General features: G+C 67.8%; 16 protein-coding genes. 9 read left to right on the top strand and 7 right to left on the bottom strand.

Going from position 1 to position 15,268, the window contains the following annotated elements:
* Positions 1-195: 195 nt before the first annotated feature.
* From VK92_RS12035 to VK92_RS12020, 4 genes are all read left to right on the top strand, one after another.
* Positions 196-723 (top strand): flavin reductase family protein, encoded by a 528-nt coding sequence (locus tag VK92_RS12035; RefSeq protein ID WP_048022442.1) that lies wholly within the window; start codon positions 196-198, stop codon positions 721-723.
* A 36-nt stretch (positions 724-759) separates the two neighbouring features.
* Positions 760-2,238, top strand: a complete 1,479-nt coding sequence (locus tag VK92_RS12030; protein ID WP_048022441.1) for a 4-hydroxyphenylacetate 3-hydroxylase family protein — start codon at positions 760-762, stop codon at positions 2,236-2,238.
* A 48-nt stretch (positions 2,239-2,286) separates the two neighbouring features.
* Positions 2,287-2,673, top strand: a complete 387-nt coding sequence (locus VK92_RS12025) for a hypothetical protein (protein ID WP_048022440.1) — start codon at positions 2,287-2,289, stop codon at positions 2,671-2,673.
* A 71-nt stretch (positions 2,674-2,744) separates the two neighbouring features.
* A complete protein-coding gene (locus VK92_RS12020; protein ID WP_048022439.1) occupies positions 2,745-3,434 on the top strand; it encodes a DUF2848 domain-containing protein in 690 nt (229 codons plus the stop codon).
* A gap of 19 nt (positions 3,435-3,453) precedes the next feature.
* Here VK92_RS12020 and VK92_RS12015 read toward each other — a convergent pair whose 3' ends face one another.
* Together VK92_RS12015 and VK92_RS12010 are read right to left on the bottom strand one after the other, a co-directional pair.
* Positions 3,454-4,218, bottom strand: a complete 765-nt coding sequence (locus VK92_RS12015; RefSeq protein ID WP_048022438.1) for a class I SAM-dependent methyltransferase — start codon at positions 4,216-4,218, stop codon at positions 3,454-3,456.
* A gap of 15 nt (positions 4,219-4,233) precedes the next feature.
* Entirely contained in the window at positions 4,234-4,860 is a 627-nt protein-coding gene (locus tag VK92_RS12010) for a LysE family translocator (RefSeq protein ID WP_021157365.1), read from the bottom strand.
* A 181-nt stretch (positions 4,861-5,041) separates the two neighbouring features.
* Here VK92_RS12010 and VK92_RS12005 point away from each other — a divergent pair, with 181 nt between their 5' ends.
* The 3 genes from VK92_RS12005 to VK92_RS11995 all read left to right on the top strand — a co-directional run bounded on the left by VK92_RS12005 (position 5,042) and on the right by VK92_RS11995 (position 7,476).
* Positions 5,042-5,842, top strand: coding sequence for an AraC family transcriptional regulator (locus tag VK92_RS12005; RefSeq protein WP_042973320.1), 801 nt, complete (start codon positions 5,042-5,044; stop codon positions 5,840-5,842).
* 122 nt (positions 5,843-5,964) lie between these two features.
* Positions 5,965-6,384, top strand: coding sequence for an ATP--cob(I)alamin adenosyltransferase (locus tag VK92_RS12000; RefSeq protein ID WP_048022437.1), 420 nt, complete (start codon positions 5,965-5,967; stop codon positions 6,382-6,384).
* A gap of 99 nt (positions 6,385-6,483) precedes the next feature.
* On the top strand, positions 6,484-7,476 hold the full coding sequence (locus tag VK92_RS11995; RefSeq protein ID WP_048022436.1) for a LysR family transcriptional regulator: 993 nt from the start codon (positions 6,484-6,486) through the stop codon (positions 7,474-7,476).
* A gap of 308 nt (positions 7,477-7,784) precedes the next feature.
* Here VK92_RS11995 and VK92_RS11990 read toward each other — a convergent pair whose 3' ends face one another.
* The gene (locus VK92_RS11990; RefSeq protein ID WP_048022435.1) at positions 7,785-8,705 is read right to left on the bottom strand and encodes a LysR substrate-binding domain-containing protein; all 921 of its coding nucleotides are present in this window, start codon (positions 8,703-8,705) and stop codon (positions 7,785-7,787) included.
* A 108-nt stretch (positions 8,706-8,813) separates the two neighbouring features.
* On the opposite strand from VK92_RS11990, the gene VK92_RS11985 reads away from it, so the two are divergent.
* Together VK92_RS11985 and VK92_RS11980 are read left to right on the top strand one after the other, a co-directional pair.
* Complete coding sequence (locus VK92_RS11985) at positions 8,814-9,896, top strand: tartrate dehydrogenase (protein ID WP_048022434.1); 1,083 nt, start codon at positions 8,814-8,816, stop codon at positions 9,894-9,896.
* 208 nt (positions 9,897-10,104) lie between these two features.
* On the top strand, positions 10,105-11,415 hold the full coding sequence (locus VK92_RS11980) for an MFS transporter (protein ID WP_048022433.1): 1,311 nt from the start codon (positions 10,105-10,107) through the stop codon (positions 11,413-11,415).
* Between the two features lie 67 nt (positions 11,416-11,482).
* On the opposite strand, the gene VK92_RS43310 is transcribed toward VK92_RS11980, so the two are convergent.
* The 4 genes from VK92_RS43310 to VK92_RS11965 all read right to left on the bottom strand — a co-directional run bounded on the left by VK92_RS43310 (position 11,483) and on the right by VK92_RS11965 (position 15,123).
* Positions 11,483-11,617, bottom strand: coding sequence for a hypothetical protein (locus VK92_RS43310; protein WP_260426450.1), 135 nt, complete (start codon positions 11,615-11,617; stop codon positions 11,483-11,485).
* 51 nt (positions 11,618-11,668) lie between these two features.
* Positions 11,669-12,166 (bottom strand): shikimate kinase, encoded by a 498-nt coding sequence (locus VK92_RS11975; RefSeq protein ID WP_048022432.1) that lies wholly within the window; start codon positions 12,164-12,166, stop codon positions 11,669-11,671.
* A gap of 223 nt (positions 12,167-12,389) precedes the next feature.
* Positions 12,390-13,724: an argininosuccinate synthase gene (gene argG / locus VK92_RS11970; protein WP_021157353.1), complete on the bottom strand. Its 1,335-nt coding sequence runs from the start codon at positions 13,722-13,724 to the stop codon at positions 12,390-12,392.
* A gap of 328 nt (positions 13,725-14,052) precedes the next feature.
* Positions 14,053-15,123 (bottom strand): FUSC family protein, encoded by a 1,071-nt coding sequence (locus VK92_RS11965; protein WP_048022431.1) that lies wholly within the window; start codon positions 15,121-15,123, stop codon positions 14,053-14,055.
* Positions 15,124-15,268 lie beyond the last annotated feature (145 nt).

Below are 15,268 nucleotides of genomic sequence, written 5' to 3'. Positions count from 1 at the left end.
CGCGGGCGCCGCTCAACACCCATCCCGCCAGTAGGGTTGTCTTTCAAACAAAGCTTTCAAGGTCAGGGTTTACGACAACTTGAACCCGCCTTTGTGTTTGCATTTAATAAAAGCTAAATAACAAAGCTAAGTAACGGTGCTTTGTTGGGCCGGATTCCGTTGCGGAATCCGGCGATGCCACCCAAGGAGGACGAGATGAGCGAGAACCATGCCGGAACCGGTGCGGGTGCCGACGCGCAGCGGCGCTTTCGCACCGCGCTGTCGATGTTCGCGACGGGCGTCGCGGTGATTACCGCCCCGCGCAAGGAGGGGGCGCCGATCGGTATCACGGTCGCGTCGTTCAATTCGGTGTCGCTGGACCCGCCGCTGATCCTGTTTTCGGTCGACCGTCGCAGCCTGAGCCTCGGCGACCTGGCCGGCGCGGGCGGCTATGCGGCCAACGTGCTCGACGAGACGCAACAGCATCTGTCGAACTGCTTCGCGAAAGCGAACGGCGACAAGTGGGGCTGGCGTGCCGGCGCGGCCGATGACGACGGCGCGGTGCTGCTGCCCGACGCGCTCGCGACGTTCGAATGCGAGCCCTATGCGCAGTACGACGGCGGCGATCACGTGATCTTCGTCGGCCGCGTGACACGGTACCGCGCTCGTTCGGAAGGGCGCCCGCTGATCTTCTTCGGCGGCCGCTATCGCACGCTCGACGGCATGCACGCGCCGTCTGCCTGAATGCAATCCACGTTTCATTCCACCCAGGAGGACATCATGATCAAGAACGGGACCCAGCACATCGCGTCGCTGCGCGACGGGCGGCAGGTCTACCTGAACGGCCAGCCGGTCGGCGACGTGACCGCGCATGCGGCATTCCGCAATTCGATCCGCAGCTACGCGAGCCTGTACGACTACCAGGCCCGCGACGAGAACGTCGAGAAGATGACGTTCGTGTCGCCCGACTCGGGCAACCGCGTCAGCCGGATCTGGCAACTGCCGACCTCCTACGACGAACTCGTCGAACGCCGTGCCGCGCTGGAAGCGTGGTCGGAGCTGCATTACGGCTTCATGGGCCGCTCGCCGGATCACGTCGCGTCCTGTCTTGCCGGCATGGTGATGGGCGCCGACGTGTTCGAGCAATACGATCCGGCGCGGGCGGGCGCGCTGCGCGACTACTACCGCTACGCACGCGACAACGACCTGTTCCTGACCTACGTGATCGTGAATCCGCAGGCGAACCAGTCGAAGGCCGCGCACGAGCAGGAGGACAAGTACCTCGCGGTCGGCATCGTCGATCAGGATGCCGAAGGCATCACGGTGCGCGGCGCGAAGATGCTCGCGACGAGCGGAATCATGGCGAACGAGGTGTTCTGCAGCTGCATCCAGCCGCTGCGCGAAGGCGACGAGATGTATGCGCTGTCGTTCGCGGTGCCGATGAATGCGAAGGGCATGAAGATCCTGTCGCGCAAGTCGTACGAGGAGAACGCGACGTCGGTGTTCGACAACCCGCTGTCGAGCCGCTTCGACGAGAACGACGCGGTGCTGTATTTCGACGACGTGAAGGTGCCGTGGGAACGGATCTTCGTTGCCGGCAACACGGCGATGTGCGCGAAGCAGTTCCACGCGACGCCCGCGCACGTGTACCAGAACTACCAATGCCAGGTGCGCCTGATGACGAAGCTGCGCTTCCTCGTCGGGCTCGGCCTGAAGATCTCCGAGGTCAACGGCACGAATGCGTTCCCGCAGGTGCGCGAAACGCTGGGCCAGCTCGCGGCCGAAGCGTCGATGGTCGAGGCGTGGGTCTACGGGATGGAAGCGAAGGGTACCGTCGTCAACGGCTTCTACGTGCCCGACCGCAACATGCTGTACGGCTCGCAGGTCGTCACCCAGCAACTCTATTCGAAGGTGCTCAACACGCTGCGCGAGCTCGCCGGCGGCGGAATGATCATGCTGCCGTCCAGCGTGCGCGATTTCGAGAACCCCGACCTGCTGCGCATCATCGAGAAGACGCAGAAGTCGCCGGTGTGTTCGTCCGAGGAGCGCGTGAAGTTCTTCAAGCTCGCGTGGGATGCGGTCGGCTCCGAATTCGCGTCGCGCCACAACCAGTACGAACTGTTCTACGCCGGCGCGTCGTTCGTCACGAAGGGGCATGCGTATCGCACGTACGACTGGCAGCGCGCGTCGCATCTCGTCGATTCGATGCTCGGCAGCTATTCGCTGAACCAGGAACTGTCGACGCCGCACGCCGCCTGACGCGCCGCATCGCGTTCGACTCATCCGCTATCGCCACAGGAGAGACAGATGGCCATCAACAAGCTTCACGACGAATTCCATACGCTGGACATGCAGCGCGACTGGCAACTGCCGGAAGGCTATGACCCGGCATCCGGCGCGCAGGAACTGATCCTGTCCGGCGCGCTCGACACCGAGCGCAAACGCGGCAGCCGCACGCGCCTGCTGCGCCTGCCGGCCGGGCTGCATACGAAGAAGCCGTTCGTGCACGACTACTGGGAAGAGGTGTTTCTCGTCGAAGGCGACCTGACCGTCGGCAACGACGAACACGGCAACGGCGGCACGCCGTTCAAGGGCTACACGTATGCGGTGCGCCCGCCCGGCGCATGGCACGGCCCGTTCAAGTCGAACGGCGGCTGCGTGCTGCTGGAGATCCACTACTACGACCCGGCCTGAGCCCGGCCATTCACGACACAACGCGGGCGGCGCCGCATCGCGCGTGCGCTGCCCGCTACGAGGAGCATTCGATGAAAACCATCACGTTCGCGATCGACGGTCACGACGGCCGCACCGAGCGCGCGATCGCGATCGAAACGCTCGTGATCGCGGGCTGGACCGGCCGCGACACGGCCGCCATGGAGAAGCACATCCGCGAGCTGGAGGAACTGGGCGTCAAGCGCCCGGCGACGACGCCCGTGTTCTATCGCGTCGCGGCCGACCGCCTCGATCCGTCGCCGGCAATCCAGGTATCGGGCGGGCAGAGCAGCGGCGAAGCGGAATTCGTGCTGGTGCGCGACGGCGGCGAGACGTTCGTCGGCATCGCGTCCGATCACACCGACCGCGAGGTCGAGACGTACGGGATCACGGTGTCGAAGCAGATGTGCGGCAAGCCGTGCGCGAACACGCTGTGGAAGTTCGACGACGTGGCCGGGCACTGGGATCAGCTCGTGCTGCGCGCATACGCGACGATCGACGGCGAGCGCGTGCTGTACCAGGAAGGCAACGTGAGCGCGATGCGCGCACCGGACGACCTGCTCGCGCAGTTCGCGCGCCACGACGGCCGCTTCGTCGACGGCACCGCGATGCTGTGCGGCACGCTCGCGGCGATCGGCGGCATCCGGCCGGCCGAGCGGTTCGAAGTCGAGCTGGACGATCCGGTGCTGGGCCGCACGCTGCGGCATGCGTATGCGGTGGACACGCTGCCGGTGGCGGGCTGACGCGGTCGGGAACGCGCACTCACGCGCGGCAGATCGCGATGATCTCCGCGCTGGCCGCAGCGTCGAACGGCGCGTGCTGCCAGTCGCCGTACCAGTCGGCCGACGGGAATCCGGCTGCGATCACGCGCTCCCGCAGGTCGGGTTGTGTGATGAAGCGCAGGCGGCTCGTGTTAGTCAGCACCGTGTCGTCGCGGCGGAAGCGGTAGTGCGTGTCGAACGTGACGATCGCGCCATCCACGGAGCGCACCGCATGATGAAGGTCGACGATGCCCGATTCGCGCGATTCGACGCTGCGTGCCGAATGTGCCGGCGTCCATGCACGCCACGGCGCGATGCGCGGATTGCGGGTCTCGAACAGGAAGCGGCCGCCGTCGGCGAGCACGCGCCGCGCGCCGCGCAGCGTCATATCGATTTCCGCGTCGGTCAGCAGGCACTGGAACGCATGGCCGGTCATCACGACCGCATCGAACGGCGGCGCGTCGGGCGGCAGGCCGTCGAGCCCGCACGCAAGCCAGTGGACCGCGTCGGCGCCCGGCTGGCGTCGGGCGTATTCGATCATCGCCGACGCGGGATCGATCGCCGTGACGTCGTGCCCGGCTGCCGCGAGCCGGCGCGCGAACGTGCCGGTGCCGCAGCCGAGGTCGAGGATGCGTCGGCGTGCGGTGCCGATCACGGACGCGTAGAACGCGAAATCCCGATCGCCCGCGTTGAACAGGTCGTAGACCGCGACGAGGCGCGGGTCGGTGTAGAGCGCTTCGCCGGCGGGCGGGGCGGCGGACGTCATGCGGCCGCGCGTGTGTCAGCGCTGCTGCACGGCCACGCGCAGCCCGAGCGCGATGAAGATCGAGCCGATGATCTTCCCCTGCCAGCGCGTGAGCCACGTGAGCCGCTTCACGATGCGGCCGAGCGGACGGATCGAGCAAGCGATCAATGTCGTGTAGAGCGAGCTGAGCACGACGAAGATCAGCCCGAGCACCGCGAACTGCACGAACGTCGAGCCGCGTTCCGGATGCACGAATTGCGGCATGAACGCGAGGAAGAACAGCGCGGTCTTCGGATTCAGCACCTCGGCGGGAATCGCCTGCAGGTACGCCTTGAGCGGCGTGACGGGCGATACGCTCGGCAGCGACGGATCGGACTGCTTCTCCAGCAGCGCGCGCACGCCGAGATAGATCAGGTACGCGGCGCCGATCACCTTCACGACATTGAACGCGAGCGCCGACGTCATCAGCAGCGCCGACAGGCCGACGGCCGCGAACAGCGTATGCACGAAGTCGCCGCTGGCGACGCCGAGGCCGGTCAGGATGCCGGTCTTGCGGCCGCCCTGCACGGTGCGGCTCAGCACGAGCAGCACGGCGGGGCCGGGAATCAGGAACAGGCCCAGGACGACGGCCGTGAAGGTGGTCAGCGTGGTCAGGTCGAACATGACGGCTCCGGCAGGTGGATGCGGCGGCGGGGGATCGGGGCATTGTATTCGCTTCGGCAGGCGGCTGCAGACGCCGCCCGGACACCCGCCCGGGCGGCAGGGCCGCGCCGGCGCCTTTCTGGTATAAGCACGAAAGGACGCGCGGGCAGGGCGTCCGGTTTCCTCCATCGTCCACCGTTTCATGCGCCAGCTTCCTCCGACCACCGATCCCGCAGCGGATGACGAAGTCTTCCACGTGCCGCGTCCGCTCGTCGTGTTCGGCGGCTCGGTCGTCGAGCCCGAATGGCGGCTCGAGCGGCACAGCCATCCGCAGGCGCAGTTGCTCTACACGCTGAGCGGCGTCATCTATTGCGAGATTGACGGCGGCGTGTGGAGCGCGCCGCCGCAATGCACGGTATGGATTCCGGGCGACGTCCCGCACGCGGCGCGCGGCTCGGCCGGCGCGACGTTCTACGCGGTGCTGGTCGAACCGGATGCCGCCCTCGATCTCCCCGCGCGCTGCTGCACGCTGTCGGTGTCGCCGCTGCTGCGCGAACTGCTGCTGAAGGCGGCGAGCTTTCCGAACCTGTACGACGTCGACGGGCCGCAGGGGCGGCTGATGGCGACGCTGCTCGACGAACTCGTCGCCGCACCGGTCGAGGACCTGTACCTGCCGATGCCCGCCGATCGCCGGCTGCGCAAGCTGATCGACCATCTGCTCGCCGATCCGGCCGACAAGTCGCCGCTGGCCGAACTCGCGCGGCGCGCGGGCATCAGCGAGCGCAGCCTGACGCGGCTCGCGGCGAAGGAACTCGGGATGAGCCTCGGCGACTGGCGCCGGCGGCTGCACGTCGCGCTGTCGCTGCGGATGCTGACGACCGGCCGCCGCGTCCACCAGATCGCGATCGATCTCGGCTACGAGAGCGCGAGCAGCTTCGTGACGATGTTCCGCAAGGCGACCGGCAAGTCGCCGACGCAATTCCTGACCGACCGGCAACGGTGAACGGTGCGACTCGCGTCATCCGGGCGCGATTGGCCGGATCGAGCAAGCGGTTGGCCGGGACGATAAATGACGCCGTGGGCCTCGATCCATAAAATGAGAATCGTTCTCATCTGGAGGCCGACATGCACATCACCACGACCGAATTCCCATTTGTCTGGTTGCGTTACACCGGTTCGACGCACACCGACCCCGCCAGCCTGATCGCCGAGCTCGACGCGTTGCTCGCGCGTCGCGAACCGTTCGTTCTTCTGACCGACGATGCGCCGTCCGGCGATGACCGCGGCGCCGACGATCACGAGTTGCGCAAGCAGCTCGCGAAGTGGAGCAAGGCCAACCGCGCGCAGTCGCGCGAATGGATTCCCGCGATGATCGCGATCGAGCCTGACGCCGCCCGGCGCGTGGCGCTCGACGCGTTCTCGGGCGCGTTCGAGAAGGTCTGGGGTTATCCGCTGAACGCGGCCGCCACCCGCGACGACGCACTCGCGCTGGCGCAACGGCTGCTCGACGACCCGGCGCGCGGCGCCTCGGCGGCGAACGGCTGAACCGTCTGCCGCGCCGGCGGCGCGGCGTTCCTCGATACGCAGGCACGGCGGGCGCGCAAGCGTGCGCCGCGGCATGCGGCAAACATGCAGGGGTGTCCGGTGGACAATCCGATCCGCGCGATGCGCATCTTCACGCGCATCGTCGAAATGAACAGCTTTACGCGTGCGGCGCAGGCGCTCGGCATTTCGCGCGCCACCGCGACGCGGACCGTGCAGGAGCTCGAAACGGCACTCGGCATGCCGTTGCTGGTGCGTACGACGCGCGCGCTTCGCGCGACGCCCGAAGGCGACGCGTATTACCGGCGCTGCGTGCGCATCACGGCCGACGTCGACGAGCTCGAGGCCAGCATTCGCGGCGCCGCGCTGCACCCGAGCGGGCCGCTGCGCGTCGAGCTGCCGGCGGCGGTCGCGGACGCGATCGTGCTGCCGGCGCTCGGCGAGTTCCATGCGCGGCATCCCGACCTGGCGCTGACGCTGGGCGTATCAGGGCGCCCGGCCGATCGCATCGGCGACGCGATCGACTGCAGCGTCCAGCTTGGTGAACTGCCCGATTCGTCGCTCGTTGCGCGCCGGCTCGGCACGCTCGAGCGCGTGACATGCGCGAGCCCCGCGTATCTCGACCGCCACGGCGCGCCGCGCACGCTCGACGATCTGGCCGTGCATCGTGCGGTCGGCACGTCGCCGGTTCCGGGGCAGCGTACGGCCGAACTCGAGTTCCTCGTCGATGGCGCGGTGCGCAAGGTGCGGCTCGACGGGATCGTCAGTGTGGAGGACGAGCGGGCGTACCTGGCGTGCGGCGTGCATGGCCTCGGGCTGATCCAGCCGCCGCGCGTCGCCGCGCAGCCGCTGATCGACGCGGGGCGGTTGCGGGAAGTGCTGCCGTGCTGGCGGCCGGGTGCGATCGCGGTGTCGGCCGTGTACGTGAAGCGCCCGCATGTGTCGCCCGGCGTGCGCGCGTTCGTCGACTGGATGGTCGAGCGGTTTGAACGGGATCGGGAGGACGTGGCCGTCGCGGGGGCAGTGGCGAGACAGCTTGTGCCGGATGTCGTCGAGATGAACGATCGCGAGAGGAGTCAGGTGGCAGTGGCGTGAACGAGGAGCGCTGAACGAATGGCGGTCAATCGTCCGCGAGATGAAATGCGGCGGCCATGTTCGCCTGCTCGGGGGCGGGCAGCGCGAGCCGCGTCGCAGGGTGGGGGCTGGTGCATCGAGATGTAAATATTCTGGCGATTGTGCGCCGTGTTTCGCCAGAATATTTGCCTTTTTGATGCCCACCCTGGCGAGACAAGCCCGTGCGCATGCGGAGCGAACCGTGGCCACGTGCAGAGCGATTCGGCCGTCGAGCGTCGTCGGTGCCGCACGCATAGGGTGGCGGTTTGCTCCGGCCTTACGGGTTTTCGCTACACCGCCCTCAACCGCCCCAGCTCCTCCGCCAGAAAATCCACGAACGCCCGAATCCGCGCGGACATCTGGTGACGCTGCGCATACACCGCATAAATGTCGGCGCCCGGCGTTTCGTGATCGGGCAGCACGACGACCAGGCGGCCGTCGGCGAGGTAGTCGCGCAGATCCCATTCCGCGCGCATCAGGATTCCGTGCCCGTCGAGTGCCCACTTCACGGCGATCTCGCCGTCGTTCGTCGTCAGGTTGCCGTTGATCCGCACGGCTTCCGTATTACGCGCCGTGCCGCGCCCGCTCGTCAGGCGCCAGACGCCGTAACCCTCGTCGCCCTGGCGGATGCCGATGCAGTTGTGCCGCGTCAGGTCGTGCGGCGCGCCCGGGGTGCCGTGCCGCGCGAGATAGGCGGGCGACGCGCACAGCAGCCGGCGGTTCGGCGCGAGCCGCCGCGCGACGACGCGCGAATCGGGCGGCTCGCCGAAGCGGATGCACACGTCGAACGTGTCGTCGGTGAGCGGCGGCGGCATCACCGACAACTGCAGTTGCACCGACACTTCCGGATACCGCGCGACGAAGCGCGAAATCGCCGGGCCGACGTGGCTGCGCCCGAAACCGAGCGTCGCATTCACGCGCAGCAACCCCTTCGGGCGCTGCTTCGCGCTGCCGAGCAACTCGCCGAGTTCGTCCATCTGGTCGAGGATCCGGCGCGCGTAGTCGAGATACACGTCGCCTTCCGGCGTCAGCATCATCCGCCGCGTCGTGCGGTTCACCAGCGTGACGCCCGCGCGCCGCTCCATCTGCGTAAGCCGCTTGCTGACGGCCGCCGCGGTCAGACCGAGTTCGCGCGCGGCCGCGCTGAGGCTGCCGGACGCGGCGAGCGTCGAGAAGAAGCCGAGATCGGCCGGTTGAACGGTATCCGCCATGACGGGATTCATGAATTCAAGTTAAAGATGCTTTGAGTCTAGCATCGGTTCCCGCACTTCTGGTTCGGTAAAGTGCCTCCACGCAGACGATCAATCGAGGATGTGCGCATGAAGACCTACCGTATCGCAACGATTCCCGGCGACGGGATCGGCAAGGAAGTGGTGCCGGCCGGCAAGCAGGTGCTGGAAGCGCTGGCCCGCGGCAGCGAGCGCTTCGCGTTCGAGTTCGAGGATTTCGACTGGGGCGCCGATCATTATCGCGAGCACGGCGCGATGATGCCGGCCGACGGCCTCGACGCGCTGCGCGGCAAGGACGCGATCCTGTTCGGCTCGGCGGGTGACCCCGACGTGCCCGACCACGTGACGCTGTGGGGGCTGCGCCTTAAGATCTGCCAGGGCTTCGACCAGTATGCGAACGTGCGCCCGACGCGCATCCTGCCCGGCATCGATGCGCCGCTGAAGCGCTGCGGGCCCGGCGACCTGAACTGGGTGATCGTCCGCGAGAACTCCGAGGGCGAATATGCGGGCGTCGGCGGCCGCGTGCACCAGGGCCATCCGATCGAGGCCGCGACCGACGTGTCGATCCTCACGCGCGCCGGCGTCGAACGCATCATGCGCTTCGCGTTCCGGCTCGCGCAGTCGCGCCCGCGCAAGCTGCTGACCGTGATCACCAAGAGCAACGCGCAGCGGCACGCGATGGTGATGTGGGACGAGATCGCGAAGCAGGTCGCGCAGGAGTTTCCCGACGTGACGTGGGACAAGGAGCTTGTCGACGCGGCGACCGCGCGCATGGTCAACCGGCCGGCGTCGCTCGACACGATCGTCGCGACCAACCTGCACGCGGACATCCTCAGCGATCTCGCCGCCGCGCTCGCCGGCAGCCTCGGCATCGCACCGACCGGCAACATCGATCCCGAGCGTCGTTATCCGTCGATGTTCGAGCCGATCCACGGCTCCGCGTTCGACATCATGGGCAAGGGGCTCGCGAATCCGGTCGGCACGTTCTGGTCGGTCGTGATGCTGCTCGACCACCTCGGCGAAGCGGAAGCCGCCACGCGCGTGATGCAGGCGATCGAGGCGGTGACGTCCGACCCGTCGCTGCACACGCGCGATCTCGGCGGCAGCGCGACGACCGCGCAGGTAACGGCGGCTGTCTGCGAGCGTGTCGCGAACGCGGCGATCGCCGCCTGATCACACGGGCGGCGATGGGCGGGCGGGCCGCGACGTAGCGGCGGCGCGCGTGCGCAATCGGTAAGCGGCCGTCGCCCGTTCATCGTTCTCGTTTTCCTGCCCGCGACTCGCGCATCCGACGCGAGCCGGGTGCCTGCCCGCCCGCTTCGTGGCGGCGCCGGCAAGCATTCACGGACAGAGCACGGCTCGACCTCGAAGGAGGAGACACATGCAAGCGGATCTGGAAACCCGCGTCGCGCGGAAACTGATGTGGCGCATCATTCCGTTCGTGATGCTGCTTTATTTCGTCAGCTTTGTCGATCGCGTCAACGTCGGCTTTGCCGCGATGACGATGAACAAGGCGATCGGCCTGTCGCCGACCGCGTTCGGGTTCGGCGGCGGTCTGTTCTTCATCGGCTACTTCCTGTTCGAAGTGCCGTCCAACCTGATTCTGCATCGCGTCGGCGCGCGCATCTGGATCGCACGCGTGATGGTCACGTGGGGGATCGTGTCGGCCGTGTCCGCATTCGCGGCCGGGCCGACGAGCTTCTACGTGCTGCGCTTCCTGCTCGGCATGGCCGAGGCCGGATTCTTCCCCGGCATCATCCTGTACCTGAGCCTGTGGTTTCCCGCGAAGCAGCGCGCGGTGGCCGCCGCGTGGTTCATGGCGGCCGCGCCGATCTCGACCGCGATCGGTTCGCCGCTGTCGGGCGCGATCATGCAGATGCCGCCGATGTTCGGGCTCGCCGACTGGCAGATGCTGTACATCGTCGAAGCGCTGCCGGCGGTGGCGCTCGGCTTCGTCGTGCTCAGGTGCCTGACCGATTCGCCGTCGCAGGCCGCATGGCTGCGGGCGGACGAGCGCGACTGGCTGGTCGCGAAGCTGAAAGCCGAAGCCGATGCGCGCCACACGCATGCCGGGCATACCGCCGGCGCGTGGCAGGCGCTGCTCGATCCGCGCGTGCTGGCGCTTGCGCTGATCTATTTCGGCACGTCGGCGGGGCTGTACACGCTTGGCCTGTGGGCGCCGTTGATGGTCAGGCAGTTCGGCTTCACCGCGCTGCAGACGGGCCTGCTCACCGGCATCCCGAGCATTGCCGCGGTCGTCGCGATGATCGCCTGGGCGCGGCATTCGGATCGCAGCGGCGAGCGCACCTGGCACGTCGTGATTCCGTGCGTGCTCGCGTGCATCGGCTTCGTGTTTGCGGGGCAGGCGGGCACCGCGCTGCTCACCGTGCTCGCGCTGGTCGTCGTCAACATCGGGATCAGTGCCGCGAAGGCGCCGCTGTGGGCGATGCCGAGCGCGTTCCTGTCGGGTGCCGGCGCGGCGGCCGGCATCGCGATGATCAACTCGATCGGCAACCTCGGCGGGTTCGTCGGGCCGTTCGCGATCGGCTGGCTGAAGCACGTGACGGGTGGTTATGCCGCGGGGCTCTACGTGGTGGCGGGCACGCTCGCGGTGTCGGCGGTCGTCACGCTGATGCTGAGCCGCAAGGGCGAGAAGGAAGCGGCCGTGCCGGGCGTGCGGCATCACTCGTAGGCGCGGCCGGTGCGCCGGGACGGCGCGTATCGCGAGCCCGCCCGGCTTCCTGCACCGAGAGGCGCGATCAGCTGTGCGTGAACGTCAGCGCATGGAACTTCACGACCGTGCCGGGCGTCGTCGGCGGCGTGCCGGACACAACCGTCCGGTCGACGTCGCCGGCCTTGAAACGGAAACGCTCGCCGACGAAGCTCGAATCCATCGTGAAGGTCCCGGTCGTGCCGTTCGCCGTGACGGTGATCGTCGTGCCGCTCTACGGCGCCGTCGCAGCGACGTGCCGCGCGATACGCGCCGCACAGGCGTCGGGCGTCGCGTCCGACGTATCGAGCACCATCTGGCTGAATGGCCGCGACGCATAACCTTCGCGATACATCTCGGCGATCCGGCTCCGCTCCCAGTCCGTCAGCGCGCGCGAGCCGCGATTCGACGACGCGATCGCTTCGGGCGGCGCGAGCGTCACGACGAACAACCGCGCATCGCGCGCCTCGCAGGCGGCGCGCAGCCGCCCGAATTCCGTGTCGCCGATCGGATAGGCGATGACCAGATGACGCTCGCGCGCATTCGCGATCTGCGTGACGAGACGCTCGAGCGCGATCGCCCACTGCACGTCGAACGGTGCGTCTTCGGGCGCATCGTGATCGTCGCCGTCGATGAAGCGCGCATCGGGCAGCATGCGGGCGAGCGCGAGACCGATCGTCGTCTTGCCGCTGTTGATCGGGCCGTTCAGGTGGATGACGGTCAGGGTGGTCATGAGTCAACGAAGAAATCGAACGACTCGCAGCTTGCCATGATTGGTGCGGCGGCGCAGTGCCGTTGGTGCGCTACGCGGCGTGATGCAACTGCGGAAGGGGAAGCGGAAAGGCGGGGGGGAGGAAGGGAGCGGCAGGCTGCGTGCGTGAAGAAGAGGATCGACCCGCGCAGCCTGCCCGGCCGTGCCGCATCCAGCGATGCGGCACGGCGTCGAGCGACGCGACTTACTTGTCGTCGCCCTTGATCTGCGGCAGCGCCGATGCTTCGCCCGGCGTCAGCAGCCCGACTTGCGAATACACGCGCAGCTTGTCGCGCGTATCGGTGATGTCGAGGTTGCGCATCGTCAGCTGGCCGATCCGGTCGCGCGGCGAGAACGTCGATGCCACCTTCTCCATCGACAGGCGTTCCGGCTGGTACGTGAGGTTCGGCGACTTCGTGCTCAGGATCGAGTAGTCGTTGCCGCGGCGCAGTTCGATCTTCACTTCGCCGGTGATCGCGCGCGCGACCCAGCGCTGGGCCGTTTCACGCAGCATGATCGCCTGCGGGTCGAACCAGCGGCCCTGGTACAGCAGGCGGCCGAGACGGCGGCCGTTCTCGCGGTACTGCTCGATCGTGTCTTCGTTGTGGATGCCGGTGACGAGACGCTCGTATGCGATGTACAGCAGCGCGAGGCCCGGGGCTTCGTAGATGCCGCGGCTCTTCGCCTCGATGATCCGGTTTTCGATCTGGTCGCTCATGCCGAGGCCGTGACGGCCGCCGATGCGGTTCGCTTCCAGCAGCAGCTCGACCGGGTCGGTGAACTCGACGCCGTTCAGCGCGACCGGCTGGCCGGCTTCGAAGCGCACCGTCACTTCTTCCGCGGCGATCTTCACGTCGTCGCGCCAGAACGCGACGCCCATGATCGGGTTCACGATCTTGATGCCGCTCTCGAGGCTTTCGAGATCCTTCGCTTCGTGCGTCGCGCCGAGCAGGTTCGAATCGGTCGAGTAGGCCTTCTCGGCCGACATCTTGTACGCGAAACCGGCCTGGTTCATGAACTCGGACATTTCGGCACGGCCGCCGAGCTCGTCGATGAACGTCTGGTCGAGCCACGGCTTGTAGATCTTCAGATCCGGGTTCACGAGCAGGCCGTAGCGGTAGAAGCGCTCGATGTCGTTACCCTTGTACGTGCTGCCGTCGCCCCAGATGTTGACGCCGTCTTCCTTCATCGCGGCGACGAGCATCGTGCCCGTCACGGCGCGGCCGATCGGCGTGGTGTTGAAGTACGTGACGCCGGCCGTCGTGATGTGGAACGCACCGCTTTGCAGCGCCGCGATGCCTTCTGCGACGAGCTGCGCGCGGCAGTCGATCAGGCGGGCGCCGGCTGCGCCGTATTCGATCGCGCGTTTCGGGATCGCGTCGTAATCGTCTTCGTCGGGCTGGCCGAGGTTCGCCGTGTATGCGTACGGGACGGCGCCCTTGAGTTTCATCCAGTGCAGCGCTGCGCTGGTGTCCAGGCCGCCGGAGAAGGCGATACCGACCTTCTGGCCGGTCGGGAGGCTTTCGAGAATCGTGCTCATAGGAATTACCGTGGATTGAAGCCGGTGGGATCGTATTTCGCGGAATATGCGAGTATCGGCTGTCCGGGAGGTTGGGGCAAGGGTTGATTTTTGTCCGGAACCGTCGCCGGGCCTGTCGCGGCGGGCCTGACGGGCGGTTAACCGGGTGGAGAACGCCGCCCGGGACGGCGCGAAATCACGGCAAATCAGGCGCCGATGAGCGCGGACGCCGGCCGTGTTTCCGGGGCCGGATCGGCCGGATGGTCGGGCCGCAGCGGTCGGGATGCCGGTGTGTCGCGCCGAAAGGAATATGAAAGACGCCGGCGTAAAGCCCGGATGCCCGCGAGCGTCAGATATTCCACGACTGGGCGGTATCGAGCAGCTTCTCGCGCAACTGGTCGACTTCGCCGGCCAGCTTGGCCGTGATCGACACGTAGCCGGACAGCTGCGGCGGCGGTGCGTCGTGCGCTGGCTCGGCCGGCCGGCGGCGCGGCGCGAGCCGGCTCGGCGTGCCGAACTTGAGCGCGCGGCTCGCGCCCACCAGCGTATCGCGGATGCGCCGGTTCACGGCCTTCATGTCGACGCGCATGTATTCGCGGGCCGCGAGGTCGTCGCGGGCCGGCACCGCGCTCGACAGGATCTCCAGGTAGCCGATGCACAGGCGCAGGCTGCGCTGGATCGCCTCGAGCTGCGTCATCGACGTCTCGCATTCCTTCGACACCGACGGCATCAGCGAGCGCAATTGCACGAGCAGCGCGCTCAGCGCGGCCATTTCCTTCAGGTGCGCGTCGTCGCTCACCTGGCGGTCGCCCGCGACCCGCGCATGCACGGCCGCGCACGCGCGCAGCGCGTCGGCGAGCTTGTAGCGCCACGAATAGGTCGCATAGAGCGGCAGCGCGAACGAGAACGCCAGCGCGATCGCGATGCCAATCAGCACGTTCACCGCGCGCCACAGGCCGTCGACGATCTCGTTGTCGCCGTGCCCGGCGACGATCACCATCGTGATCGCCGACAGCAGCGCGATGTAGCCGGCCTTGCCGATCGCGTGATACGCGCAGATGCCGCACGCGAGCGCCATCAGCAGGTAGATCGCGATCGGCGCGTGTGCGGCGGAATACAGCAGGATCAGCCCGAGCCCCGCGAGCGCGCCGATCGACGTGCCGAGCGCGCGCTCGGCCGCCTTCTTGCGGATGTTGCCGTGATGCTGCAGCCCGCCGACGACGATCAGCACGGTAATCGTCGACCACTCGCCGTGCGGCACGTTCAGGCCGGTGGACAGCGCGATCGACACGAGAATCGCGAGCGCGACGCGCGCCGCATGGATCAGCTTCGCGTGCCGGTAGCGGCGGTACGGGTCGAGCAGCGGGCGGAGCGCGTTGCGCAGGAGCGGCGGCAGCCGGGCAGGGAACGGGGTGGTCATGGCGGAGCTGGAGTGGCCGGAACGCGCATCGCGGCCTGCGCGGGCCGGCGCCGCGCCGCGTGCGCAGCAGACGTAACGCTAGCCGAACGCGGCAGGGCTGTCCACGGGCGCGGTCGTCCGGCGGGGTCGGCCGCCGCGCGGCTTC

This window comes from Burkholderia sp. LK4, assembly GCF_001043615.1.
Lineage (GTDB): Bacteria > Pseudomonadota > Gammaproteobacteria > Burkholderiales > Burkholderiaceae > Burkholderia > Burkholderia cepacia.
This window is presented reverse-complemented; position numbering and strand designations above follow the sequence as displayed.

Excerpts from the sequence above, each read along its gene's own strand:
- VK92_RS12025 (WP_048022440.1), top strand. The coding sequence starts at position 2,287 with ATGGCCATCAACAAGCTTCACGACGAATTCCATACGCTGGACATGCAG.
- VK92_RS11985 (WP_048022434.1), top strand. The coding sequence starts at position 8,814 with ATGAAGACCTACCGTATCGCAACGATTCCCGGCGACGGGATCGGCAAG.
- VK92_RS12015 (WP_048022438.1), bottom strand. The coding sequence starts at position 4,218 with ATGACGTCCGCCGCCCCGCCCGCCGGCGAAGCGCTCTACACCGACCCG.
- VK92_RS12005 (WP_042973320.1), top strand. The coding sequence starts at position 5,042 with ATGCGCCAGCTTCCTCCGACCACCGATCCCGCAGCGGATGACGAAGTC.
- VK92_RS11990 (WP_048022435.1), bottom strand. The coding sequence starts at position 8,705 with ATGGCGGATACCGTTCAACCGGCCGATCTCGGCTTCTTCTCGACGCTC.
- VK92_RS11980 (WP_048022433.1), top strand. The coding sequence starts at position 10,105 with ATGCAAGCGGATCTGGAAACCCGCGTCGCGCGGAAACTGATGTGGCGC.
- VK92_RS12000 (WP_048022437.1), top strand. The coding sequence starts at position 5,965 with ATGCACATCACCACGACCGAATTCCCATTTGTCTGGTTGCGTTACACC.
- VK92_RS12030 (WP_048022441.1), top strand. The coding sequence starts at position 760 with ATGATCAAGAACGGGACCCAGCACATCGCGTCGCTGCGCGACGGGCGG.
- VK92_RS43310 (WP_260426450.1), bottom strand. The coding sequence starts at position 11,617 with ATGGATTCGAGCTTCGTCGGCGAGCGTTTCCGTTTCAAGGCCGGCGAC.
- VK92_RS11965 (WP_048022431.1), bottom strand. The coding sequence starts at position 15,123 with ATGACCACCCCGTTCCCTGCCCGGCTGCCGCCGCTCCTGCGCAACGCG.
- VK92_RS12035 (WP_048022442.1), top strand. The coding sequence starts at position 196 with ATGAGCGAGAACCATGCCGGAACCGGTGCGGGTGCCGACGCGCAGCGG.
- VK92_RS12020 (WP_048022439.1), top strand. The coding sequence starts at position 2,745 with ATGAAAACCATCACGTTCGCGATCGACGGTCACGACGGCCGCACCGAG.
- VK92_RS12010 (WP_021157365.1), bottom strand. The coding sequence starts at position 4,860 with ATGTTCGACCTGACCACGCTGACCACCTTCACGGCCGTCGTCCTGGGC.
- argG (WP_021157353.1), bottom strand. The coding sequence starts at position 13,724 with ATGAGCACGATTCTCGAAAGCCTCCCGACCGGCCAGAAGGTCGGTATC.
- VK92_RS11975 (WP_048022432.1), bottom strand. The coding sequence starts at position 12,166 with ATGACCACCCTGACCGTCATCCACCTGAACGGCCCGATCAACAGCGGC.